At 42.9% G+C, this 23896-nt stretch carries 22 protein-coding genes; 13 read left to right on the top strand and 9 right to left on the bottom strand.

Translation table 11 applies throughout. The features are described from left to right. The first annotated feature begins 10 nt into the window (after positions 1-10). The 9 genes from ACT3S4_RS07045 to tsf all read left to right on the top strand — a co-directional run bounded on the left by ACT3S4_RS07045 (position 11) and on the right by tsf (position 9662). Positions 11-823, top strand: a complete 813-nt coding sequence (locus tag ACT3S4_RS07045; RefSeq protein ID WP_045453705.1) for a crotonase/enoyl-CoA hydratase family protein — start codon at positions 11-13, stop codon at positions 821-823. Between the two features lie 317 nt (positions 824-1140). Then, entirely contained in the window at positions 1141-2400 is a 1260-nt protein-coding gene (locus ACT3S4_RS07040) for a multidrug effflux MFS transporter (protein WP_201580911.1), read from the top strand. Positions 2401-2769: 369 nt separating this feature from the next. Then, a complete protein-coding gene (locus ACT3S4_RS07035; protein ID WP_045443631.1) occupies positions 2770-3654 on the top strand; it encodes a transporter substrate-binding domain-containing protein in 885 nt (294 codons plus the stop codon). A gap of 12 nt (positions 3655-3666) precedes the next feature. Beyond that, positions 3667-5877: an ATP-binding protein gene (locus tag ACT3S4_RS07030; protein ID WP_201602180.1), complete on the top strand. Its 2211-nt coding sequence runs from the start codon at positions 3667-3669 to the stop codon at positions 5875-5877. A gap of 62 nt (positions 5878-5939) precedes the next feature. After that, positions 5940-6302 carry a response regulator gene (locus ACT3S4_RS07025; protein WP_045443633.1) on the top strand — a complete coding sequence of 121 codons (363 nt, stop codon included), beginning with the start codon at positions 5940-5942 and terminating at the stop codon, positions 6300-6302. Positions 6303-6331: 29 nt separating this feature from the next. Next, a complete protein-coding gene (locus ACT3S4_RS07020) occupies positions 6332-6781 on the top strand; it encodes a chemotaxis protein CheX (RefSeq protein WP_045443636.1) in 450 nt (149 codons plus the stop codon). Between the two features lie 41 nt (positions 6782-6822). Then, positions 6823-7272, top strand: coding sequence for a chemotaxis protein CheX (locus ACT3S4_RS07015; RefSeq protein ID WP_045443639.1), 450 nt, complete (start codon positions 6823-6825; stop codon positions 7270-7272). Between the two features lie 361 nt (positions 7273-7633). Further along, positions 7634-8431, top strand: coding sequence for a 30S ribosomal protein S2 (gene rpsB, locus ACT3S4_RS07010; RefSeq protein WP_045443642.1), 798 nt, complete (start codon positions 7634-7636; stop codon positions 8429-8431). A gap of 346 nt (positions 8432-8777) precedes the next feature. Beyond that, positions 8778-9662 (top strand): translation elongation factor Ts, encoded by an 885-nt coding sequence (gene tsf / locus ACT3S4_RS07005; RefSeq protein WP_109591012.1) that lies wholly within the window; start codon positions 8778-8780, stop codon positions 9660-9662. A 211-nt stretch (positions 9663-9873) separates the two neighbouring features. On the opposite strand, the gene ACT3S4_RS07000 is transcribed toward tsf, so the two are convergent. From ACT3S4_RS07000 to ACT3S4_RS06990, 3 genes are all read right to left on the bottom strand, one after another. Further along, positions 9874-10698, bottom strand: coding sequence for a lytic transglycosylase domain-containing protein (locus tag ACT3S4_RS07000; RefSeq protein WP_045443853.1), 825 nt, complete (start codon positions 10696-10698; stop codon positions 9874-9876). Between the two features lie 406 nt (positions 10699-11104). Then, the gene (locus ACT3S4_RS06995; RefSeq protein ID WP_055125716.1) at positions 11105-11794 is read right to left on the bottom strand and encodes an LrgB family protein; all 690 of its coding nucleotides are present in this window, start codon (positions 11792-11794) and stop codon (positions 11105-11107) included. A gap of 22 nt (positions 11795-11816) precedes the next feature. Beyond that, positions 11817-12251: a CidA/LrgA family protein gene (locus ACT3S4_RS06990; RefSeq protein WP_201580914.1), complete on the bottom strand. Its 435-nt coding sequence runs from the start codon at positions 12249-12251 to the stop codon at positions 11817-11819. 297 nt (positions 12252-12548) lie between these two features. On the opposite strand from ACT3S4_RS06990, the gene ACT3S4_RS06985 reads away from it, so the two are divergent. Further along, positions 12549-13199 carry an IS1595-like element ISPssp3 family transposase gene (locus tag ACT3S4_RS06985; protein WP_201604901.1) on the top strand — a complete coding sequence of 217 codons (651 nt, stop codon included), beginning with the start codon at positions 12549-12551 and terminating at the stop codon, positions 13197-13199. A gap of 142 nt (positions 13200-13341) precedes the next feature. Here ACT3S4_RS06985 and hflX read toward each other — a convergent pair whose 3' ends face one another. Next, on the bottom strand, positions 13342-14769 hold the full coding sequence (gene hflX / locus ACT3S4_RS06980) for a ribosome rescue GTPase HflX (RefSeq protein ID WP_201580915.1): 1428 nt from the start codon (positions 14767-14769) through the stop codon (positions 13342-13344). Positions 14770-15073: 304 nt separating this feature from the next. On the opposite strand from hflX, the gene ACT3S4_RS06975 reads away from it, so the two are divergent. Continuing rightward, the gene (locus ACT3S4_RS06975; protein ID WP_201502000.1) at positions 15074-15874 is read left to right on the top strand and encodes a lysophospholipid acyltransferase family protein; all 801 of its coding nucleotides are present in this window, start codon (positions 15074-15076) and stop codon (positions 15872-15874) included. A gap of 169 nt (positions 15875-16043) precedes the next feature. On the opposite strand, the gene ACT3S4_RS06970 is transcribed toward ACT3S4_RS06975, so the two are convergent. Both ACT3S4_RS06970 and ACT3S4_RS06965 read right to left on the bottom strand, forming a co-directional pair. Further along, positions 16044-17084, bottom strand: coding sequence for an aldo/keto reductase (locus tag ACT3S4_RS06970; protein WP_372815687.1), 1041 nt, complete (start codon positions 17082-17084; stop codon positions 16044-16046). 50 nt (positions 17085-17134) lie between these two features. Then, the gene (locus tag ACT3S4_RS06965; protein ID WP_109591020.1) at positions 17135-17632 is read right to left on the bottom strand and encodes an FKBP-type peptidyl-prolyl cis-trans isomerase; all 498 of its coding nucleotides are present in this window, start codon (positions 17630-17632) and stop codon (positions 17135-17137) included. 148 nt (positions 17633-17780) lie between these two features. Here ACT3S4_RS06965 and ACT3S4_RS06960 point away from each other — a divergent pair, with 148 nt between their 5' ends. Then, entirely contained in the window at positions 17781-18452 is a 672-nt protein-coding gene (locus ACT3S4_RS06960) for a DUF1294 domain-containing protein (RefSeq protein WP_060490442.1), read from the top strand. Between the two features lie 183 nt (positions 18453-18635). Further along, on the top strand, positions 18636-19280 hold the full coding sequence (locus tag ACT3S4_RS06955) for a glutathione S-transferase family protein (protein WP_201559992.1): 645 nt from the start codon (positions 18636-18638) through the stop codon (positions 19278-19280). Positions 19281-19442: 162 nt separating this feature from the next. Here ACT3S4_RS06955 and lspA read toward each other — a convergent pair whose 3' ends face one another. The 3 genes from lspA to ACT3S4_RS06940 all read right to left on the bottom strand — a co-directional run bounded on the left by lspA (position 19443) and on the right by ACT3S4_RS06940 (position 23894). Next, on the bottom strand, positions 19443-20078 hold the full coding sequence (gene lspA, locus ACT3S4_RS06950) for a signal peptidase II (protein WP_444760784.1): 636 nt from the start codon (positions 20076-20078) through the stop codon (positions 19443-19445). Then, complete coding sequence (gene ileS / locus ACT3S4_RS06945; protein ID WP_444760783.1) at positions 20071-22917, bottom strand: isoleucine--tRNA ligase; 2847 nt, start codon at positions 22915-22917, stop codon at positions 20071-20073. The genes lspA and ileS overlap by 8 nt, the downstream gene beginning before the upstream one ends. 425 nt (positions 22918-23342) lie before the next feature. Further along, entirely contained in the window at positions 23343-23894 is a 552-nt protein-coding gene (locus ACT3S4_RS06940) for a protein disulfide oxidoreductase (RefSeq protein WP_444760821.1), read from the bottom strand. Positions 23895-23896 lie beyond the last annotated feature (2 nt).

Genomic DNA, 23896 nt, shown 5'->3' with positions numbered 1-23896 from the left:
AAGGATTGTTATGAACGCGATTGCCACTTACCAATATGAAACCTTACAAGTTAGTATGACTGACAATATACTCACGGTAACCTTAAATCGCCCACACAAAAAAAATGCCATGAGCTTTAAAGTGGTGAAAGAATTGATAGCTGTCGCAGAACGCATTGGTAAAGACAAAACGATACGTGCGGTGATTCTAAATGGCGCTGAAGGCACGTTTTGTGCAGGCATCGACTTAGGTGATTTAAATCATCCAAAAAATCAAGCGTTCGCCGTTTGGGAGCTGGTAAAGCCATGGCAGAGCTCGTTCCAGCGTGTTTGTCTGGTATGGCGCGATGTGCCTGTACCGGTCATTGCTGTACTAGAAGGCTATTGTATCGGTGCAGGGCTTCAGCTAGCACTGGCTTGCGATGTGCGTATCAGTCATCCAGATTGCAAACTGTCTATTATGGAAGCTAAGTGGGGTCTGGTACCAGACATGGGTTTGACGCAATCCGCGTTTGGCGTGGTACGTGAAGATGTGCTAAAAGAGCTTGCCATGAGTGCGCGTATCGTGACTGCCAGTGAGGGCAAAGCATTGGGTCTTGTCAGCCATTGCAATGAAGCGCCACTTGAGCAGGCGCAAAAGCTCGCTGCTGAATTTGCAGAGCGCTCTCCTGATGCGGTGTTGGCGAGTAAGCGTGTGGTCAATGCTATGTTCCAGCAGCCAGCCACTACTTTATATAAGGAAAAAGTATGGCAGCTTAAAATGATGCTCGGTCGTAATCGCAAGCTTGCGTTAAGAAAAGCCAAGCAAGCCAGTACGGCATTTGGCAAGCGCCAGTTCCGCTAAATATCTTTTACTAATTATGCCGCTATGCTAACGCTCAGACCTATTTTGACAAATTATTGTGATTGTTTTTAGTTGTTATTGTTTGTTTTATTCACGTCATACCTCTATTGAAATGTGAGCGGATAGTACGATATAACACTGTCCACTTGCGCCACTGCATGCAAATGTGCACTAATGGTGGCAATGACCCTTGTTTTCAGTATTGAGTAAAGACTGAATATTAAAGACAATGGAAGCCTGAATACTACAATAACAATCACTAGAGTGTATTGAACCTTTATAACGACTCAATACACTCTATATAAAATGGTCTGAATATGTCTGCTCCAAAATCCTCTCTACCCAATCGACCCATTGCTTCTGAGCGCGTACGCTCTGCTGATTTGCCTGTTGCATGGATTATGATGCTTGGACTTATCGTGGCAGTGGGGCCATTGTCTATTGATATGTATCTGCCTGCATTACCATCGATGGCAGATGACTTTGGTGTCTCCACAGCCTTTATGGCCAACTCTGTTCCTGCCTATTTTTTAGGCTTGGTATTTGGCCAGTTATTTTATGGACCATTTAGTGATCGTGTTGGTCGCGTTAAGCCTTTATATATCGGTATGACGCTATATGTCATCGCTTCCATTGTTTGTGCGACTACTAATAACGAGTATGTATTGTTTGTTGGACGGACGATGCAAGCACTTGGTGCCTGTGTCGGCGCGGTGGTCACTCGTGCCGCGATTCGCGATCGATTGACTGCTAAGCAAACCGCAAAAGCCTTTTCTATTATGATTTTGGTGATGGGTTTAGCGCCGATATTAGCCCCATCGCTTGGTGCGCTATTTCTACAGTTTTTTAGCTGGCACTCTATTTTTTGGTTTTTGGCTGCTTTTGGCACGTTAAATTTATTGCTCACAAAGTTTTTCTTCTTTGAAACGTTGACGGAAGAAAATCGTAATGTACGTCCTGCAAGAGAAGTACTGAGTCAATACTGGGACTTATTAAAAGACCCGACGTTCAATTATCCAGCGATTGGTGGCGGCCTGCTGATGGGGGCGATGTTTGTTTATATCAGTTCAGCCTCTGAGCTGATTATGGATACCTATGGGGTATCCGCAACCCACTTCGCTTGGTTATTTGGGATGAATGCTGCTGGTTTTGTGGGTTTGACTCAGCTGAATCAGTGGCTTACCAATCGCTTTCGTATTTTGAGTATTTTGCGCTTTGGTGCGATGATGCAGGTTATTTCTGCAGGCGTGCTATTTATCATAGGTCTATTTTTGGGTACTGATGCTTGGCTTCCACTGGTACTGGCTTGTATTTTCTTCTGTATCGCAGGCTTAGGTCTGACTCAGCCAAATGCTTCTGCTATTGCGCTGGCCTTTCAAAAACGCCGAGCGGGCATGGCAAGTGCGCTACAAGGCTCGCTCATGTTCTCAGTCGGTATCTTTGGTGGATTATTATTAAACCTATTTCCAGTTAATCCTGTACTCAAAATTGGTATTGCGATGTTCGCTTTGATGAGTCTTGGCTGTTTTTTGATTTGGCAGATAGATCGTAATTTAAATCTGGACGATGCGGAGTAAGCCAGAGACTTTATAGTTTTTGCACTAGAATCTTAAAAGGCGTTCTTAAAAGGCATTCTTATATTGATTATGTAGGGATGCTTTTTTTTGTACTTTTTATTTTATTTTCTGCCTAAAACTGTGCATAAAACAAGACTATATTACAAGTTTTTAGTCATATAAATAGACTTAAGTACGCCCTTAATATTCTTTATTTGCCATATATAACAAATTGTACGTAATAACTAAACATAATTATTGCAATCATAAAGTTAGGCAAGTATTATCAAACGTAACTTTCTGTAAGTAAGTATTGTGAAGATATTACCTAACCTTGCTAGATTGTCATTAATTAATATGTGCAACCACGTGAAGCTTTAAGGGTAAATTATGATGCAGTTATATCGAGTGTTACCAATTGTATTGAGTGTTGGCCTGTTTGGCTGCGGTAACTCTTCCACTCAAGAAAATGCCAATTCTACTGGTACGCCAGTAACAGAAAATAAAGATAATTTTGTCAGTAATTTGCCTGATACGGCACCAACATTAAAGGTCGCTATGACAGGTGATTTACCCCCTTTCTCGTTTCAAGATGACTATGGCAATATGCAGGGTACGGACGTTGATTCCATTAGAGCTATCGGCGAGGAGCAAGGCTTTAAAGTCGAGTTTTATAAAGAAACTTGGCAAGACATGTTCGATAGTGTGGAGTCAGGAAAACGTGATTTAGCTATTTCTGGTATCTCTTATAAAGATGATCGCGCGGTAAGATATGGTCTATCAACGCCTTACTTTTTTAACCCAGCTACCATCATGTACTTGGAAGGTAAGTTTGATATCAAAGGCTTAAACGATATAAAGGGTCTAAAAACTGGTACGTTGGCAGGTTCTAAAGAAGAAGATACTCTGAAACAGATGGGTAGCTCGGTTGAATTGGTTTCAAGATCTACTGCATTTTTGGCTTATCAGGACTTAGTGCAAGGTAAGACTGATGTTTTCTTATACGACATGCCAGTGCTGCAGTACATCATAAAAGGTTATCCAGAACATAAAGTGAAGATTGTACCTTATGAAGCGGCAGACGCACCTTCAGCGCAACAAGTCGTATTAATGGCAAAAGAAAATACTCAGTTGATTAATACGGTTAATGAGGGTATTGCTAAACTGAAAGAAAAAGGGACATTTAAAGAAATTGAAGAGCGCTGGTTAGGTGAGGCTGTACCTGCATCTGCTGATAAGAGCAATTCTGATACTAATACTACGCAATTGAACTAAGGAATTCTGAAGATGGCAACCACTCCCAATGTTGACAATAAGCGCTATCAAGGTCTGATCATTTCAATTGCACTATTTTTATCGCTCATCGGTGCTTTGTTAGCCTTTACGTTCTATACCTCAAACTTATTAGAAAGAAATACCGCGTTAATTGACCAAACCAACCAAGTCGCTAATAGCGCGCAGGCGGTAATTAAAGATTTATTTGACTTAGATAATAGCTATGGAGAAGATACTAACTCTCCGCATATTCAGCGCGTTTTGGAGCGTTTGGAGGAAAACACGGCGTTGATTACCAGCTCTATTGCTGCTATTGAGCAAGGTGCAACGATCACTGACGTTGATGGCAAAACTTATGATCTGCCAAAGATTGACAGTAACGCACAAGTAAACATTACCGCAGCTAATGAGCAGTGGAAAGCGTTAGAGCCTAAGATTCAAGCATATCTCAAAGATGCTGATAATATTATGGTTTCCTCTGAAGATGATCTGACCCAAGCCGTTGAACAAGCCAAGACGTCAAGTCTATTGATTAACGATTCGTTAGACAATTTGACCAAAGATGTTTTTAATAGTGCTGAACGCCAAGCGACGACCATTCGTCTGATTCAGGTGCTTGGTGTTGCCGCCATCTTTACCTACTTTCTAATCTTTGTATTCTTCTTTGTACGTCGTTTACGTGAAACCGATGCTGAAGCGTTCGCTGCTCGTCGCGAGACGCAAGAGATTATGGAAACGGTAAATACGGGTCTATTCTTACTTGATAAAGACTTGAATATTGGTCAGCAGCATTCTCGCGCACTGAATGATATTATCGGTGAGGACAGATTGTCAGGAGAGAACTTTACCAACGTTTTACGTGGGCGTATTTCTGATAAAGATCTGAAAACCACACAGCAATTTATTGAGCAGCTTTACAATCCACGCGTTAAAGAAAAATTGGTAGATTCTCTGAATCCACTGCACAAAGTCATGCTACACAACAACGCTGGTGATAAAGCACAGAATAATCGCTTCTTAGACTTCAAGTTCTCACGTGTTTATGACAACAAAGACATTGCCCGTATTTTGGTCAACGTCAACGATGTATCAGATGCCGTATATTTAGAGCAGCGTCTAGAAAAAGAGCGTTCGCAAAATGATATGCAGATTGAAATGCTCACCACTATTCTAAATGTAAATCCAAAGATTATTAATGAGTTTATCGATAATACGCAGATGCACATTGAGAAGATGAACAATATCTTGAAAAATCCTGGTAGCTCACAATATGAGCTTGAGGGCAAACTAAAAGCCATCTATCGCGAAATGCATAGCTTAAAAGGTGAAGCTTCTGCGCTAAAACTGCATAGCTTTACCAAGATTGCCTCAGATGCGGAAGACAAACTGCACGCATTGCAAAACCAAGGTCAATTATCTGGTAACGATTTCTTGCCATTGGCCGTACATTTGGATGACTTATTAAGCCTATCAAATACCATCGCGACTTTGGGCGAGCGTATTAACCGTTCAGCACCAGCGACTGCACCAACTGCAAATGGGTTAGATGACAATATTGCTCAAAACAGTATGTCAAAAACGGTGGCGACTGACAGTCAGACATCAAATCCTTCAACCAGTATCATAGATACTGATATCGGTCAGGATATTGACCTAGGTAATGAAGCAACTGATGATCATCTGTCTTTTTATAAAGCATTTGCAAAAGATATTGCCGCAAGACAAGGTAAGCAAGTAGAGCTAAAGAGTAATACACTGATGCAAGCGGACATACCAGCGCATCTGGTAAAGCCGATTAAAGAGATTAGCATTCAGCTACTACGTAATGCCGTGGTGCATGGCATTGAAGCGCCAAGTGTTCGTCATTCGATTGGTAAGACTGCGGTTGGGACGATTGATTTAGAACTAAAAGACAACGGCTCAGATTTCATGCTGATGGTGCAAGATGATGGTCAAGGTATTGATTATGACAGCATTCGTGCCAAGTTAAGCAGTGATGGTCGTTTTAGTACAGAAGAAGCCAGTCAGCTCAGTCAAAGCGAGCTGCTCAAACAACTGTTTTCTTCGGGTTTCTCTACCAAAGAACACGCAGATGAAGATGGCGGACGCGGTGTCGGTCTCGATATCATTAAAGCAAAAGTAAAAGATTATGATGGCAAGCTTAACGTAAACAGCGAATTTGGTCAGATGACACGGTTTGTTATTACTTTACCAAAAGCTTAATTAGAAACAGCAGGTATATTGTCAAGGATGACAAGCACTTCATTAAAGGTAATAGATCAGTTATGCATAAGTTAATGATTGTTGATGATTCAAATATTATTAGAAATCGTATTCAACGCGCGTACGATTCAGGGCAGTTTATGCTGGTTGCGACGGCAACCAGTGGTGTCCAAGCCATTGAAAAGTTCAATGTCCATCGTCCTGATGTAATCACTATGGACTTGACCATGCCACAAATGGACGGACTTGAATGCATTGAGAAAATCATTGCGATTGACCCTGAAGTACGCATTTTAGTGGTGTCAGCACTGTCTGATAAAGCCACTGGCATTGAAGCATTGTCGTTGGGTGCCAGCGGATTTTTGTGCAAGCCTTTTTCAGAAGAAGAGCTTGTAGAGTCTTTGTATGAGCTAATGCAAGACTAAACCATTCAACGACTTAAGTAGATGTCATTATGAAAGAACAAAAGCTACAGATTTTTTTAAGTATTATTAGTAACTATTTTAATCAGTTTGGGGGAGAGGAGCTTGTCGCTGACACCCCATATCTGTTAGAGAATAAACAGCCAAAAGTCCATGATTATACGGGTGTGATCGGTATATCGGGTGGACAAAAAGGCGTGGTGTATTTTTCGGCAACCCGTCAGTTATTGTCCGCTATACTGGATAGCATGGGTGAAACGGATAAAAGCGATGAGAATTATATCGATTTGGCTGGTGAAGTGGCCAATACAATCGCTGGTAACGCGCGTAAAGAGTTTGGCTCAGAGTTCCATATTTCTGTGCCGTTTGTATTTAAAGGCTCTCCACAAAGTATTGTGTTGCCGAATGATGAGCGTTCTTTTATCATTCCCATCACTTGGAACTCGCAGATAGGCGAGATTGTGGTCTGTTTGCAGGATTAACGTTGCTGCCACCGCGTCATAAAGATGGATATTAATATATTATGGTTAAAGTAGAAAAATTGGGTGTGTTTCTGAGCTCAATCAATGCATTTTTTGCACAAATTGATGGCTCGGAAGTGTCCATTGATACCCCTTATTTAAATCATAACAAGAGTGCTGTTGGTTATGATTATAGCGGCGTTATCGAGATATCAGGGCCTCTTGAAGGCTGTGTGTATGTGAGTGCGCCAAGCGTGATGTTACGAGAGGTCATAAAAGTGATGGGCGAGCCTGACTCATCGATCACGATGATGAAAGATCTGCTCGGTGAGATGGCCAACACTATCTCTGGTAATGCTCGTACTGAGTTTGGCTCAGAGTTTATTATCTCGCCGCCGCATATTGTTGAGAGCGCACCAAGCGTGTCTTATTTGCCAAAAGATCGCCAAAGTTACGTCACGCCATTTACCTGGCGTGGGTATAAAGCGGTCATTGGTATCTGTATCGCTTAATCTACAGCTGCTCATTTATTCAATATAAAAAACGACGTTAATGCGTCGTTTTTTTATGCGTTATCATCTACTTAAACAGCATAATAGCGCTAGCAGTCGCTAAGCATTATGTGATAAAATACAGCCCAGCTATTTTTATCACATCGTATTTTTACGTTCAAACGATAGCTCAATTTTTTAAACCAACCCATCAACCAATGACACACACATCATGGCAAAAAATTGCTGGGTGTTTGGCGACTTGATTAATTTGCAAAAAAGTTAGTGCTGCCACAATGAGCATTAACCGTTAGCAGATGCGTGTCGCTAGATAGGCAGTTTTTGTGATGTGGAGGCATAACCCAACCAATAGGAATTTCACATGTCTACAAAGAATCCAACCAAAATCGAAATGCGCGACTTACTACAAGCCGGCGCTCACTTTGGTCACCAAACACGTTTTTGGAATCCAAAAATGGGACCATACATCTTTGGTGCCCGTAACAAGATTCACATCATTAACTTAGAGCACACAGTAAAAGCGTTTAACGAAGCATTGACTTACGTTAACGGCTTAGCTGCCAAGAAAAACAAAGTATTGTTCGTAGGTACTAAACGCGCAGCAAGCGGTATCATCGCTGAGCAAGCAGCACGCGCTGGCATGCCATACGTTGACCATCGCTGGTTAGGTGGAATGCTTACCAACTGGAAAACACTTCGCCAGTCAATCAACCGTCTAAAAGAGCTAGAAAAGCAAGCAGAAGACGGTACTTTCGCCAAGCTTACTAAGCGTGAAGCGTTAGAGCGTACTCGCGATATGGAAAAACTTGAGCGTTCACTAGGCGGTATTAAAGATATGGGCGGCCTACCTGACGCAATCTTCGTTGTAGACGTAGATCATGAAGCGATTGCTATCAAAGAAGCTAAAAATCTAGGTATCCCAGTTATCGGTATCGTTGATACTAACTCTAGCCCAGATAACGTTGATTACATCATCCCAGCAAACGATGATGCTATCCGTGCTGTGACCTTGTATGTGACTTCTATGGCTGATGCGATTATCGCTGGTAAAGAATACGCACAGACTCAAGCGGGCGGCAAAGCTGAGCAAGAAGCACCTGCTACTGAAGAAGCACCAGTTGAAGCCAAAGCAGAAGAAGCGGCGACTCCAGCAGAATAAATCGCTGACCGCTAAGGTTTAACTTTGTAACGGTGTCTTGATAGTTATCTTGTCAGCATTCATATAAAGTTATTAACAGCGTATAAGCTCACACGTATAAGCTTACAATAGGCATGATGTAGTTTTACTCGTCATGCCTTATTGTTGATGGAACACTCGTTAATAAGCGAGTATTATCGCTTATAGCTAGACTCGTGATGCACAATATCTGTCATTACAATGTTGTCTGTTATCACGATCAACCATGAGTGCTTTCATTACTATAAAAGCGATATAGTACCAATAGATAGTAAAGATATATCTCATAGAAATTAAGCACTCCCATACATAATAAAAGGTAACTCTTATGTCAGAAGTAAAAGTATCTGCCAAAATGGTAAAAGAATTGCGTGACCGTACTGGTCTTGGCATGATGGAATGTAAAAAAGCGTTAGAAGAGTCAAACGGCGATGTAGAAACTGCCATTGATAACCTACGTAAATCTGGTCAAGCCAAAGCCGCTAAAAAAGCGGGTAACATTGCAGCTGATGGCGCTATCATCATCGCTCAAGGCGATAACAAAGCATTCTTGTTAGAAGTAAACTGCCAAACTGACTTCGTTGCAAAAGACGAAAACTTTACGGCATTTGCAGAAGCAGTAGCGAACATTGCATTAGAAAACAATGTGACTGACGTAGCTGCTATCGCTGAATTGCCATATGGCAATGGTCAGACTATTGAAGAAGCTCGTGTATCTTTGGTACAAAAAATCGGCGAAAACATCCAAGTACGCCGCGTTGAAGTATTAGAAGGTAGCAACCTTGCTTCATACCGTCATGGTCTACGTATTGGTGTTGTGGTATCTTTTGAAGGTGGCAACGCCGATACTGGCAAAAACCTTGCCATGCATATCGCTGCGTTTAACCCAGTTGCGGTTGATGACGAAAGTGTAGATGCTGATTTATTAGCACGCGAAAAAGACATCATCGAAGCAAAAGCTCGTGAGTCTGGCAAGCCTGATAACATCGTTGAAAAAATGATCGAAGGTGGCCTACGTAAGTACCTAGAAGAAGTGACTTTATTGCGTCAGCCATACGTTATGGACAACGAGAAGAAAGTTGGTGATGTACTAAAAGCTGAAGGCGTAAAAGTACTTGCTTTCAAACGTCTAGAAGTTGGTGAAGGCATCGAGAAAAAGCAAGAAGACTTTGCTGCTGAAGTTGCTGCAACACAAGCACTGGCTAACAAGTAATTTTTAAATTTTGCTAAGAAGAAAGGTGAGTGCTAAGCTTTTTGGTCTGGTACTCACCGATCAGCTTTATTATTAATCTTGTATCGAACTCAAAAAATATGACAAGATAGATTATGAATTAATAGATAAAGCCTCTTAGCACAAAAAAGCCCGTTAATATAATTAACGGGCTTTTTTACGTTTGGATTCAACGGTTCATGTAGTCTTCATTTTAGCGTAGCGCATCATATGCTGAGTTGGCATAGCTGGCACTATTGCTATTACTGCTGGTACCATAGCTGACGTTTTGTAAGCCACTACTGAGACTAGGATTGGCGATTTGATTGCTAGCGTTCATGGTACTGCCTGATAGCCCTGAGTCGTTTTTATACAAGCTATGGTAACGGCTCATGACATTTTTGACATAGTTACGGGTTTCCTTAAAAGGCGGGATGCCGTTATATTTATCAACGTTACCTTCACCCGCATTGTAGCCCGCAACCGCAAATTCTACGTTGTTATTAAAACGCTTCATCAGCCATGCAATATATTTAGCAGAGCCTTCGATATTATCTGCAGGGTTCCAAGGATTGCTGACTTTAAAGCGTCGCGCAGTCGCTGGCATTAGCTGCATGAGACCTTGCGCACCGACAGGTGAGCGTGCATTCGGGTTAAAGGCGGATTCGCTATGCATCATTGCTTTTATAAGCCCAGGATCTACTCCATGACGCTGAGCTGAGGCGCGAATATAACTGTCGTATGAGTTGCGGCTTCCGCTACTGCTGGCAGAGCTACTACCGTAATTACTGCTGCTATTGTCACTACTACCGTCATACATTTTAGAATCTTTGTAGTAAGTGACTTTTACCTTTTTGGTGAATTTGTCAAAATTACCACTTGGATTGACGTTAGTGAGTAAGACTTGTCCGCCTTTGTCTTTGTAAATATACATATTACCTGCTTGAGCAGCAACAGATAGAGATAGGCTGGATAGGGCGACAGCGGTCAATAAAACAGGAGACAAGCAGCGAGTCACTAAGGTTGTAACATTTATCATAGGGTTATCACTTTTCATCGAGTAATAGCAAATTGCTTTGCCTATAGGCGCGTCGTTCTGCGCATTTAAGCGGTTATCGTGCTGGTAGGATTTTATCGCTGTAAACGATATAGCACCCTAGCAAAAACCACGTCTAACTAGAAACCACTCGCATTGGATACAAAAAATAATAGTTGCTTACTATAACATATAATAACTTTTCGACGCATACGATTATCAGCACAAAGTATAAAAGTCATTTTTAATTTGTAAAAAAATCAACACACTACCGTTTCTGAGTACGTTGATTGAGTATCGGCTTTATTATTTTTAGGCGTGTGTGGTACGTGAATATTCTGGCTGTAGCAATGAATGAATCGTGAGAAATAAAAGCTGTTCAAAGCACTGAAAACTGCTTTGAACAGGGTTATATAGAAAGTGCACTGATAAAAATAGGCACCCAAACGGCGGTGACCAGCCCGTTTACTGCCAATCCAAATGCCGCATAACGCCCAGCAGTGTGGCTAATTTGCCATGCTTCGACGGTACCAAAAGCATGTGCTGCCAACCCAAGTGCTAAGCCCTTGGCACGGTCATCATCGATACCGCGAAATAAAAAGCGCGCCAAAGTACCACCGATAAGCCCTGAGACAATAATAATTAAGTTAGCCATGGCAAGTGGTGCTTTAATTAAATCTGCGACACTCAGACCGATTGGTGTGGTCACTGAACGCGTTGCGAAAGCGAGTATAGTGTCGTGACTTAATGAAAATAAATAAGCCAATGACATCGGTAGCAATGCACCAACCACACTTGCAAGGATAACTATGAGAGTAAGCTTTTTGACTGGCAGACCTTTAAAGTTCATTGCTGCTAATGGTACTGCCAACAGTACGGTGACATATCCCAATAAGTGATCAAATACAGGCTTGGCAACATCGTAATAATCGTTGTAATCCCATTGTAGGATAAACAAAAATAAGAGAACAAGCGCCAACGCCGTAATCACCATCGGCAGCCATGAGAGCTTACGTGCCAATACACGAGCAGTCACATGAGCGATTAGCGTTAATAATATCGCCGCAAAGGTTGCCACAAACACGTTATCAAAAGTCATTGCATTTCCTTGTTCATACAGCTCATAGCTGTCCTTTGTGCTCTTCAACGGTGGTGCTATCGATGCTAACATCGTGATTGAGCGAACGGTTGGCAAGTATGGCAAGTCCCCAAAGCGGTATGAGTGTGCTAATAATCATCGTCAGCATAACGCCCCAAAGCTCATCACCTAAAGCAAATAGCAGTAAACCTGCACCTGCAGACACGGGCAAAAAAGCAAAACCGCTATCCACTAATAAAGTATTACTGGCTTGGGTGAGCCAACTGGGCAACCCTTTAAGTAATCGCCATGCCATCAAAATAAAGAACATGGCGACCAATCCAACGATGTTGGCAGCCTTTTCTATTCCTGCTAATTGACAGATGATAACGGCTGATTCACGAACCACGATGACCATCGTGAGTGTGAGGATTAATGCAAGCCATAGCGGCAAATGGGTGGAATGAGTAGATTTCATAAGAAATACTGGCCGATTTAGAAATAGATAGGATAGGAGCCACAAAATAGGTAACCGCACTCTAATAAGTGTGTTCTATCTATCAATGATATGAATATTGGTTGAACCTATAGCCGATGATTATATAGAGAGTAGGCAAACTAATAAAGCTTACTATAATGAGTGTATCATTTGCGCCAGGCTACCTTGTGCTCACTTTAAAAGACATCGACTATGGTAGCGCGTTTTCGTGATCGGGTAACCTATAAAAAATTTAAGGGGCTGTCCTAGATAAGTAAAATTATTTAGGATAGCACTATGAGAAAAAGCAAACTAAGTTGGTATAAACAAAACAGACTAATCGAGTTATTTGTTGCCGGTTCAACCGCCAGAACAGCAGCAAGCTTAGTTGGTGTTAATAAAACCACAGCCAGTTATTACTTTCATAGGCTAAGACGGCTTATTTACGAGAATAGCCAAGACCCTGGTCTATTTGAAGGCGAAATCGAAGTAGACGAATCATACTTTGGTGGAACCCGCAAAGGCAAGCGAGGGCGAGGTGCTGGTAGCAAAGTGCCCGTGTTTGGCCTATTAAAGCGTAATGGCAAGGTCTACGCTTGTATTATACCCAATGCTAAAGCAGATACTTTGATCCCAATCATAAGAGAAAAAGTGAAGCCTGATAGCATTGTTTATACTGACTCATTTAAAAGCTATAACGCATTAGATGTCAGTGAGTTTACTCATTATCGTATCAACCACTCTAAAACCTTTGTTAATGATAAGAATCATATTAACGGCATAGAGAACTTCTGGAACCAAGCTAAACGGCATCTACGTAAGTTTAACGGGGTTCCAAAAGAGCATTTTCACCTCTATTTAAAGGAATGTGAGTGGCGTTTTAATCACAGTGACCCAAAGTCGCAATTACTACAATTAAAACAATGGGTTAAACAGGGTTTGAACTAGTTATCTAGGACAGCCCCAAATTTAATGCTATGTGCCAAAAAAAAGGATGATATCAATGGATATCATCCTTTTGTCTTTTATAAAGCTATTTTAAAGATTTAGTCATTTATATCTTTAAGTCAGAAGTTTCCACTTCTACTGCTTATTCCTCTGACTTAGCGGCTTCAGAATTGAGCGCATCAAACTCATCAAACGCTTTTTCTTCTGCCTCGGTCATCGTCGGCTCTTCAATCTCATCAGGCTTTTCGAACTCTTCAAGTACTGGCATCAATAATGTGGCTTGTGCTAATGGCAATACATCTAAAGGCTCTAAATTGGCCTGACCCAGTAGCTGTCTTAGCGTATCGCTTGGCAAGCGAATTGTTAAGCACTCATGACCACTGTCATCGTAGCTCTCTTCCTGAATAACACCCAGCTCATATAAGGCGTTTTTTAACTGACCTGCATGATAAGGTAAGGTCAACTCAAAGGTGGTGAGTGTGCCAGTCAGTAGCTGCTGGACGGCTAACGACAACTCTTCCATGCCTAGATTTTCTCTAGAAGAAACGTAGACGCGATTGGGTTGTCCTTCGCTAGCATAACCAATATGTGCAGGCTCATCTGTCAAATCAATCTTGTTGTAGACATTGAGCACTGGTACATCATTATCAATCTCTGCTAATACGTCTTTGACCGCTTGAATTTGCTCATGCATATCTTCACTAGAAGAATCGATAACGTGTAGCAATAAATCTGCTTCCAAGGTTTCTTCTAATGTTGCATGAAAGGATTCGACCAACTCATGCGGCAGATGACGGACAAAACCTACCGTATCGACTAAAACAACACGACCAACACCCTGCCAGTCTAAACGGCGTAAAGTGGGATCTAGCGTGGCAAATAATTTATCCGCTGCATAAATATTTTCGTCGACTAAGCGGTTAAATAGCGTAGATTTTCCCGCATTGGTATAACCGACAAGCGAAATCGTCGGCACATCTGATTTTTGGCGACGGGCTCGACCTTGTGCACGTGTCTGTCTGACTTTCTCGATTCTGCTTTTAAGCTGATTCACGCGCACTTGTAGCAAGCGACGATCGGTCTCAAGCTGGGTTTCGCCGGGTCCACGTAGACCAATACCGCCTTTTTGACGCTCCAAATGCGTCCAACCTCGTACCAAACGCGTCGATAAATGGTTGAGCTGCGCCAGCTCTACTTGTAGCTTACCTTCATAAGTACGGGCACGCTGCGCGAAAATATCCAATATCAAACCCGTACGATCCAGTACGCGACATTTTACCAAGGCTTCAATATTACGCTCTTGTGATGGCGATAAGCTATGGTTAAATAAGACGATGTCCGCATCATGTTCGCGTACCAATTCTGCTATTTCTTCTGCTTTACCGCTACCAACGAAGTATCTGGCGTCGGGTCTTTGGCGTGAGCCTGTGACTAAAGCCAAACGATCAGCCCCTGCTGAGTCTGCTAACAGCTCAAATTCACCTAAATCATCAGGATCTTGAATTTGACGGATGTCTAAATGTACTATAATGGCGCGCTCGCCACCTTCGTGTCTTTCAAAATAATCCAAAGAGTATCACCTATTTAATAAAGTAAATATATCGCTATTATCCATTCAGTAAACGTCGATATAGCGTTCATATGACCATATATATGTGGTCTTATCAGTTAATATTAAAGCGTTCTAGCACAATTAACGATGGTTTTATGTTACAGCGTAAATGAAAGCCATAGGCAAATCAGTGAACGCAGTAGAACTGGTTGAATAAACAGCAACTCAGTGAACAAATCGTCACTGACTGAATAAATTTTGTTATACTCATGGCGCTTGTTTACGATATATAATCATAAGTTTTTAACCACGAGGGACACAGATGAGCCAATCTAAGTCAGGCTTCTCACTCAGACAACAGTTGGGGCGCGGCAAACAAATTGCTGGCATGACCACCACTATCGCTGGTGGATTGCGCGCCGCCCAACGTATTGGCGCATTTAAGCAGCCACCACGCGAAAAATTACCACGCTATATTCAAGCCTTTTGCCGCAAAATGGCAGGCTCTTTTGGCGTCAAGGTTGTGGCAGTCGAGCGGGTAGAGCAGCACCACGGATTATGGGTATCCAATCATGTGTCATGGATGGATATCCCTGTGGTGGGTACATTGAGTCCTGCTTTTTTCTTATCCAAAGCCGAAATCGGTGAATGGCCTGTATTTGGTAAGCTGGCTCATGCAGCAGGCACGGTATTTATTGAGCGTGGTTCCGGTGATGCAGGGTCGGTCGCCGCCCAAATTGCCAATTTTTTGACCAAAGGTTTCTCGGTCATATTCTTTCCTGAGGCGACCACCACCGATGGCAAAAAAATCAAACGTATTCATGGTACTTTGCTACAAGCAGCCATAGATGCTGACGTGCCCGTACGCCCGCTAGTGATTGCTTATGTCAATAAAGACGGTACATTAAGTGAAGAGTTGCCTTACTATGGCAAGCTTACGATGAAAGAGAGCCTAAAAAAGGTACTCGATACTAAAGATGTGACCGCCTATGTATTGCCATTGGAGCCAATAGATCCAAAAGGCATGAGCAAAAGTGAGCTGACTGATTTATTACAGACACGTATGCAAGAAGGTTTGGCGGAACTGCATTCGCGAGTCTTAACGAAAGTCGCTAAAGTATAAAGCGCTGACAGCATAATAATTGCAAATATTCAACAGGCTCCAATAAAAAGGCGCAAATCGCTCAGTTTATAACTGCGATTTGCGCCTTTTTTTGTCGATTATAAATACGACAGCCTCAATGCGCTAAAGTCTGGTTTGCATCAGACCATGGTGTCACATCAAGCTAAAATTAGGGTGAAGGATTAGGATGCTGGGTATGCACCGCTTCAATCGCTTCCAATACTTCTGAGCTTAAGGTTAAATGGATACTATCGATGTTGGATTTTAGCTGCTCGATCGTAGTAGCGCCAATAATGTTACTGGTGACAAATGAGCGTGAGTTAACGAAAGCCAATGCCATCTGTGCCATATCTAAACCTGCATCCGCTGCAATTTTGGCGTATTGAGCAGTGGCTGATAGCGCTTGTTCATTGGTATAGCGCGCAAAGCGATCATACATCGTGAGTCGCGCACCAGTTGGGCGTTTGCCATCGAGATATTTACCAGATAAGACACCAAAGCCAAGCGGTGAATAAGCCAATAGACCTACATTTTCACGGTGCGTAATCTCGGCCATAGCGACTTCATATAAGCGATTTAGCAAACTATAAGGATTTTGCACCGTGATAGGAGAGATCAAACCATTTTTATCCGCCTCCCATAGATAGCGCATCAGTCCCCAAGCGGTATCGTTCGATAGTCCATAAGCGCGAATACGCCCTTTTTTAATCTCATCATTTAACGCTTGAATGGTCTCTAGAAATGGCGTCAAATCATCTAATGGTTGCGATGCCATCTCTTCGGTATAGCCAAGCTGACTAAAAAAATTCGCCTGACGTTCAGGCCAATGGAGCTGATAAATATCAATATAATCGGTCTGCAAACGCTGAAGATTGCCATCGATGGCGCTGCTAATATGTTCGGCATTAAAACGCGTTTGCCCATCACGCAAAAAATCCATCGGCGATATTTTGCTAGCAAGAATGACTTTATCGCGCTGTTTGGTTTTATTAAACCATGTACCCATAAAGCGTTCAGTATCGCCTTGCTTGTCCTTATCCGGCGGCGATGGATACATTTCCGCCGTATCCCAAAAATTCACCCCTTCGCTTAGCGCCATGTCCATTTGTTCATGTGCTTGGGTCTCGGTATTTTGCTGTCCCCATGTCATCGTGCCTAAACAAATCTTAGAAACTTTTTCATTGAGTTGTGGCAACATTTGATATTGCATATGAATGTCCTTTGTAAATGTATTTTTATAGCTGACAGTTTTTCAAGCGATTACATGAGCTTTATACCAGTGACACCAGGCGGGGTAACTTTAAAGATTTTTACTTTAAATAACAGGGATTGCCCGGCAAGGGGATGGTTAAAATCCACTTCGACTTGATCGTCATCGAGTGCACTAATCGTACCCGGCAGAGTGTTTTTGCCTTTGTCTTCGAACTCTACCATCATGCCGATTTCTGGATTATCAGCGATTAACGCAAACTGAGTACGGCTGAAATGTTGGATGTTGTCAGGATTCCAATCGCCAAATGCCTGCTCCGGCTCAAGGTGAGCAGAGCGCGTGTCACCTGCGCGCAGGTTCATTAATACCTGCTCAAAGCCAGGTAACAAACTTTCATCACCGATGGTGAGCGTCACAGGCGCATCACGGCTAAAAGTAGAATCAATCATCGTACCGTTCTCTAGTGATACTTCAAAGTGCAGCTTTACAAGGCTGCCAAAAGTGATACGGGTGTCTTCATTGGGAGTGATAAATTGTGAGTCGGTCATAGTCAACAGCCATTTATTACGGGATTAGGAATTGGTTTGGCAAATAATATAAGAAATGATAAGCCATCTTGGAGAGTATGTAAGCGTAAATAGTGTAACGCAAATAGTGTAATATATTTGGCAATTCTAAGAGTAGGCAGGGGTTTTTATGGTAAATAAACAACAAGGTCACATTAAAAAGTGGCAAGATGACAAAGGCTTTGGTTTTATCGAAACACAGAATGGTGATTCAATATTCTTTCATATCAATGAGTTTAAAGCGCGTCGTCGCCCTGAGGTCGGTGAGCCAGTTGTTTTTACATTTGGGCAGGACAATCAAGGGCGTATGCAAGCAAAAGATGTACAAGAGCTGAGCTTTGTGCAGCAAAAAATGGCGCAAAAAAATCAGAAAATCCGTCAGCGTAATCACAAACGTAGTATGCAAGCAGACTTTGAAGCAGGACAAAAGAAACGTTTGTTCCTTGGTGTGGGCTTTTATGGCGTATTAATCTTATTGGCCGCCATGAACAAGCTCAGCTGGCTGGTTGTGGGTTGGTATGTGGCCTTGGGTCTCATTACTTATATGATGTATGCCAAGGACAAAGCCGCTGCTCAGAATAATGATTGGCGCACACCTGAATCAACCTTGCATCTGCTAAGTGCGCTGGGCGGTTGGGTGGGCGCGATGGTTGCGCAAACGTATCTACGCCACAAGTCGCAAAAGCCTGAATTTCGAGTGGCGTATTATTTGACTGTTCTCATCAATATGGCGGGGTTATTGTTTATATTGACAGGAGGAAGCTTGAAATTTTTGCAAGGATTACTTGATTCTTTGGTATAAAAGCACTTGTTTATTTATCATAGTGAGCGGTGTAGTTTTGATGTTTAATGCTTAAGTCTAAAATAAACGGCTGATGAAACATCAAAGTTTTATATCTTGAGTGGCTGGTTGCCGTACGCTGGTATTTTGTGCGAGTATGATGAATTGTACGCAATAAGCACGATTTTTCAGGATAAACCTTAAATGGATTTAATTAATAATAAAAGGCGAACGCAAGTGATTACTTTATACAAATATACCCATCCAAGTCGCGCTGAAACGGTCATTTGGGCATTGCAGGAGCTTGGCTTAGAATATGAGACCAAAGAAATAGATGGCAAAAAAGGGGAGCAGCGAAGTCCTGAGTTTTTAGCCGTTAACCCCTTTGGTAAAATCCCTACCATCACACATGAAGGCAAACACTTTACTGAGTCGTTAGCTATTATTGAATATCTCAATGAGTTACACCCTGACAAACCTTTGACACCAAACACAGCAGATGAGAACTTCGCTGAGAAAAACTATAAACTTCGCCAAGTGATTTCATTTGGCATGATCGAGATTGAGAGTTATCTATGGATACTCACCAAAATCAAGGTATTAGACAATTATGAAAACTGGCCTGAGGGCACCGCTAACAACTGCCTGAAGTGTATCCAAAAAGCCCTGCCGATTGCTTATGCTTGGGTAGATGAGCAGGAGTATATAGCGGGGGACAGCTTTACGCTGGCAGACATTTATTATCAGCATTTGTTTTCATGGTTGAAGATGCTGGGTGTTGAGTTGCCTGAGCAGGTTCAAGATTATCTTAAAAAATTATCGAAGCGAGAGAAATTTCCTAAGAGATAATCAATCATGAATGTAAGCTGTTGAGAGTGGCGTATAGGCACAATACTCTATGCTAACTAATAGCCTTTATCAGAAAAAATGATGAATAAAAAAGGTGGGTTACGACTGAGTAATCCACCTTTTTTATTTATAAATTTAATTAATATCTCTAGCTGTAGACGGTTACGACCGTGGCATTTCACGCTTTTTTTCTAAAAATAGCATGTCAATGACAATCAACGCCACACCGATACTAATGCCCATATCCGCAATATTAAAGATAGGGTAATGCCAGACATCAGCGTTATGTACATGGATAAAGTCGATGACGTGACCATGTAGCAAGCGGTCAATGAGATTGCCAACCGCACCGCCGAGCACTAGCGCTAGACCTGTCGATAGTAGCTTGGCTTGGCGCGGGGCTTTTATCAGGTAGCCAATTAAAAATAGCGACATTATCAATGCCAATCCCGAAAAAAACCACTTCTGCCAACCACCAGCATCTGCTAAAAAGCTAAATGCCGCGCCATAGTTGTATGCCAGTGTCCAATTCAGAAAAGGCTCAATCACAGGTACTGGCTCATGAAAAGTCAGCTTAGTTTCAGCCAACCATTTCGTCCATTGATCGATGATTAGTACGACCAACGATAGGAGATACCACGTAAACGCACGACGGCCATTCGCAATCATTTTTGGCGTCTTATTCAGACGACTTTTCGGTGTCGTTGAGCTGCCTGTGGTTGCATGAGCTGGCTCAGGTGATTTATCGACTTCAGCATATGGCGGCTTGTTGTCTGATGATTCAGTTGAGTTAGGCATAGTGGCGCACCTCACCATCACCGCTGACGTTAGTCACGCAGCGCGCGCATAGTTCTGGATGTGCACTATCGGTACCGATATCATCACGGATATGCCAGCAGCGTACGCACTTGGTGCCAGTTGCGGCGCTAACATTGACCACTAAGTCTACTGATTCATCCGTGCTGGCGTCAGTTTGCTCATCTGTGCTTGTTTTATCGGCAGGAGCGTCGCTCATAGGTTTCAAAGTTGCGCTACTAGTGATTAGTACAAAGCGCAGCTCTTCACCCAGCTTGGCTAAGCTTTCATGCATTGCACCGTCAGCATATAGATTAACATCGGCAGACAAGTTAGCGTTGATGATTTTTTCACCACGTGCGGTCTCGATATGTTTATTGACCATATCCTTTGCCAACATGATACGTTGCCAGTCATCGTTGCTGATCGCGCTTAGCTCAAATTCTGGAAATTTATACCATTCTTCAGTAAATACATAACTGTCAGCGCCATGCAATACTTCCCACGCTTCTTGTGCCGTGAATGACAAAATCGGCGTAATCCAGCGAATGAGTGCCTGAACGATATGGTAAATCGCCGTTTGCGCAGAGCGACGCGGCTGTCCATCAGTCTGAGTCGTATATTGACGATCTTTGATAATATCTAAATAGAAACTGCCCAAATCTTGCGAACAGAACGCAGTAATATGCTGGGTGACTTGGTGAAAATCCATGGCATCATAAGCACTGATGATTTGTGCTTGCACGGTTTGCGCGCGCTCAATGATGAATTTATCAAGGCTGACTAGCTCATTGATATCGACGCTGTTGGTCGCAGGATCAAAGTCATCGGTATTGGCAAGTAAGAAACGCAGGGTGTTACGGATACGGCGATACATATCGATTGCACCTTTAAAGACCGTTTTACCTGCGCTCATCTCATAGCGATAGTCGCTTGAGGCAATCCACAAACGCAGCATGTCCGCGCCTGTTTTATTGATCTCTTCCTGCGGCGTGATGATATTGCCAAGTGATTTACTCATCTTGCGACCGTTTTCATCAACCACAAAACCATGCGTCAGTACTTGCTTAAATGGTGGGCGACCGTACATGGCTTCTGAGGTCAATAATGACGTCTGGAACCAACCGCGATGTTGGTCAGAGCCTTCCAAGTAGATATCTGCTGGATTGGTTAATTCATCGCGTTGTTCAAGTACGGCAAAATGCGTCGTGCCAGAGTCAAACCAAACGTCTAGGGTGTCGGTTGCTTTGTCATAGTCAGCAGCCTCGTTGCCTAAGAAGTCTTCACAGCTGGAATCAAACCAAGCTTCCACACCACCTGCATCAATTTTTTGTGCAGCGACTTCCATCAGCTCAAGCGTGTTTGGATGCAGCTCGCCTGTTTCTTTATGGGTAAAGAAAGTAATCGGCACGCCCCACGTACGCTGACGCGAGATACACCAATCTGGGCGACCCGTCATCATGGCTTCGATACGGTTTTGTCCCCATGCTGGTGTCCAGCTTACTGCTGGGATATCTGCAAGCGCACGCTCACGCAGACCTTTGGTTTCCATATTAATAAACCACTGCGGCGTTGCACGGAAAATAATCGGCGACTTATGACGCCAGCAATGCGGATAACTGTGCTCAATTTTGGTATGACTGATTAGATGTCCATTGTCATGCAGTGCGGCGATGATTTTTGGATTGGCTTTGTAGATGTGCTCGCCTGCAAATACTGCGGCACTGTCTAGGTAGACGCCCGTTCCACTGACTGGGTTTTCAACAGGTAAATTGTATTTTAGACCAACGATATAATCGTCGAGACCGTGACCGGGTGCTGTATGGACGAGGCCAGTACCACTATCTGTGGTTACGTGATCGCCTAGGATTAATGGCACTTGACGGTCTGCAATCAGTGGATGCTGGGCACGCAAGCCTTCAAGCTCGCGCCCAGATACGGTCGCTAGCACGCCTTGATTGCTAAGTTTGAGTTCCGTTAACGCTGTTTCAACCAAATCCGCGGCCAATAGCAAATTACCTTTTTCAGTCGCCACCACACTATAGTTGTGCTCAGGATGTACAGAGATGGCTTGGTTAGCAGGTAGCGTCCAAGGGGTCGTCGTCCAAATAACAGCGGCGATATTGCCCGCTACGTCAGCCAACGAGGCAACCTTATCGGTATCCAAAACATCGAAGCTCACATAGATAGCATCAGACACTTTATCTTGGTATTCCACTTCCGCCTCAGCCAGCGCAGAGCTACAGTCTAAGCACCAGTTGACCGGCTTCATACCGCGAGTCACATGACCATTGTCATAAATTTTGGCAAGGGCGCGCACGATGTTGGCTTCTTGGTGGAAGTTCATGGTCAGATATGGATTGTCCCAATCGCCAAATACGCCTAGACGCTTAAAATCTGCCTTTTGCAATTCAATCTGGGTGCTCGCATATTCACGGCATAGACCGCGGAACTCAGTCGCCGATACTTTTTGACCGACCTTGCCAACTTTGGCTTCGACCTTTTGCTCGATAGGCAGACCATGACAGTCCCAACCAGGGACATAAGGCGCATCAAAGCCGGATAGTGTTTTTGACTTGACGATAATGTCTTTAAGTACTTTATTAACGGCGTGACCCAAGTGAATCTGACCGTTGGCGTAAGGAGGACCATCGTGCAAAATGTATTTGGTCGCCCCAGCACGTGCCTGACGAATTTTGCCGTATACATCATCCGCTTCCCAAGCAGCAAGCCAATCTGGCTCGCGCTTGGCAAGGTTGGCACGCATCGCAAATGGCGTATCGGCAAGGTTTAGCGTGTCTTTATAATCCTGGCTTGGCGTATCAGTACTTTTATCAGTCATAGAAGGTGTCTTTTTAGAAAATGGATTAAAAATCGATGTAAAGTCAGATGTGACATTTAGGGTAATGCTTAGCTGGCTGCTTAACCGTTGATGATCGCTTTCTCGCTTATAATATATCGCTGTGCATCAACGTCATAAATATGCTCACGTCAATAATAAATGCTATCGAGACGAATGCAACATAAAATATGCTTATGGATAATAAAATACCGTGATAGCAATAAACTAAAAAGAGGCAATGAGATTGGCAGCTATTATATGACAAAAAAGCTAGGGTAAAAAGAGCTGGTCAGTATTGTCCTTATTTTAGCCAAAACCAATTATTTATATGAGTGATGCATCACCTATTGAATCATACGGATGGCAAGTGCCATTGTCTACCGACTGGACTCTAAATAATTGGACTCTAAACAGCAGGCTAAGCATTAAAAAACGGATGATAACCATAAGCGCAATTTCAGCGACCATAAGGGTTGAATACCCGTCAAACCTTGAGTCATCTCGCCATTCTTTAAGATGACATACGACGGCGTCACTTGTCCTTGCCAATCAGCGAAGATGCTGCCTTCTTGATCGTTTATTGTCGTAAAGCGATAGCTGTTTTCATTAAGGTAGCGATGCAGCTCTTGGTCAGTGCCTGATTTAATGGAAATCGTAACGACCGGATAATCATTTGCGGCGGCAAGTTTGTCTATGGTCGGCGAGGTGATACTACAAATGGGACACCACGTGCCCCAAAAATACACCAGCGTTGGTTGTTCATTGCTCAGCGCCGCTAAGTCAACAACTTGCCCTTGATAATCGGTCAGTTGCAATTGCGGGTTGGCTGGCATGATAGGCTGTCGCCACCAATTGATAGCGGTATAAATAACAGCAAATACCAAGCCATATATGAGGAGATTTTTAGCGATAGACAACCCCTTTTGCTTGGGCGTTTTCTTTGGCTTTTTAATGGATTTTTCAGTATCAGTCGTCATAA

Origin of the sequence: Psychrobacter sp. AOP30-A2-5 (genome assembly GCF_052378115.1) — a bacterium.
Classification (GTDB): Bacteria; Pseudomonadota; Gammaproteobacteria; order Pseudomonadales; family Moraxellaceae; genus Psychrobacter.
Note: the sequence above shows the minus strand (reverse complement) of the source record. Positions and strands in the feature narration are given on the sequence as shown.

Coding starts and splice junctions, on each gene's coding strand:
- ACT3S4_RS07020 (WP_045443636.1), top strand. CDS start 6,332: ATGAAAGAACAAAAGCTACAGATTTTTTTAAGTATTATTAGTAACTAT.
- ACT3S4_RS06965 (WP_109591020.1), bottom strand. CDS start 17,632: ATGACCGACTCACAATTTATCACTCCCAATGAAGACACCCGTATCACT.
- ACT3S4_RS07030 (WP_201602180.1), top strand. CDS start 3,667: ATGGCAACCACTCCCAATGTTGACAATAAGCGCTATCAAGGTCTGATC.
- ACT3S4_RS06995 (WP_055125716.1), bottom strand. CDS start 11,794: ATGACTTTTGATAACGTGTTTGTGGCAACCTTTGCGGCGATATTATTA.
- ACT3S4_RS06940 (WP_444760821.1), bottom strand. CDS start 23,894: ATGACGACTGATACTGAAAAATCCATTAAAAAGCCAAAGAAAACGCCC.
- ACT3S4_RS07000 (WP_045443853.1), bottom strand. CDS start 10,698: ATGATAAATGTTACAACCTTAGTGACTCGCTGCTTGTCTCCTGTTTTA.
- ACT3S4_RS07035 (WP_045443631.1), top strand. CDS start 2,770: ATGATGCAGTTATATCGAGTGTTACCAATTGTATTGAGTGTTGGCCTG.
- tsf (WP_109591012.1), top strand. CDS start 8,778: ATGTCAGAAGTAAAAGTATCTGCCAAAATGGTAAAAGAATTGCGTGAC.
- ACT3S4_RS06960 (WP_060490442.1), top strand. CDS start 17,781: ATGGTAAATAAACAACAAGGTCACATTAAAAAGTGGCAAGATGACAAA.
- ACT3S4_RS06955 (WP_201559992.1), top strand. CDS start 18,636: ATGGATTTAATTAATAATAAAAGGCGAACGCAAGTGATTACTTTATAC.
- ACT3S4_RS06975 (WP_201502000.1), top strand. CDS start 15,074: ATGAGCCAATCTAAGTCAGGCTTCTCACTCAGACAACAGTTGGGGCGC.
- ACT3S4_RS07045 (WP_045453705.1), top strand. CDS start 11: ATGAACGCGATTGCCACTTACCAATATGAAACCTTACAAGTTAGTATG.
- ileS (WP_444760783.1), bottom strand. CDS start 22,917: ATGACTGATAAAAGTACTGATACGCCAAGCCAGGATTATAAAGACACG.
- ACT3S4_RS06970 (WP_372815687.1), bottom strand. CDS start 17,084: ATGCAATATCAAATGTTGCCACAACTCAATGAAAAAGTTTCTAAGATT.
- ACT3S4_RS06990 (WP_201580914.1), bottom strand. CDS start 12,251: ATGAAATCTACTCATTCCACCCATTTGCCGCTATGGCTTGCATTAATC.
- lspA (WP_444760784.1), bottom strand. CDS start 20,078: ATGCCTAACTCAACTGAATCATCAGACAACAAGCCGCCATATGCTGAA.
- ACT3S4_RS07040 (WP_201580911.1), top strand. CDS start 1,141: ATGTCTGCTCCAAAATCCTCTCTACCCAATCGACCCATTGCTTCTGAG.
- ACT3S4_RS07025 (WP_045443633.1), top strand. CDS start 5,940: ATGCATAAGTTAATGATTGTTGATGATTCAAATATTATTAGAAATCGT.
- ACT3S4_RS07015 (WP_045443639.1), top strand. CDS start 6,823: ATGGTTAAAGTAGAAAAATTGGGTGTGTTTCTGAGCTCAATCAATGCA.
- rpsB (WP_045443642.1), top strand. CDS start 7,634: ATGTCTACAAAGAATCCAACCAAAATCGAAATGCGCGACTTACTACAA.
- ACT3S4_RS06985 (WP_201604901.1), top strand. CDS start 12,549: ATGAGAAAAAGCAAACTAAGTTGGTATAAACAAAACAGACTAATCGAG.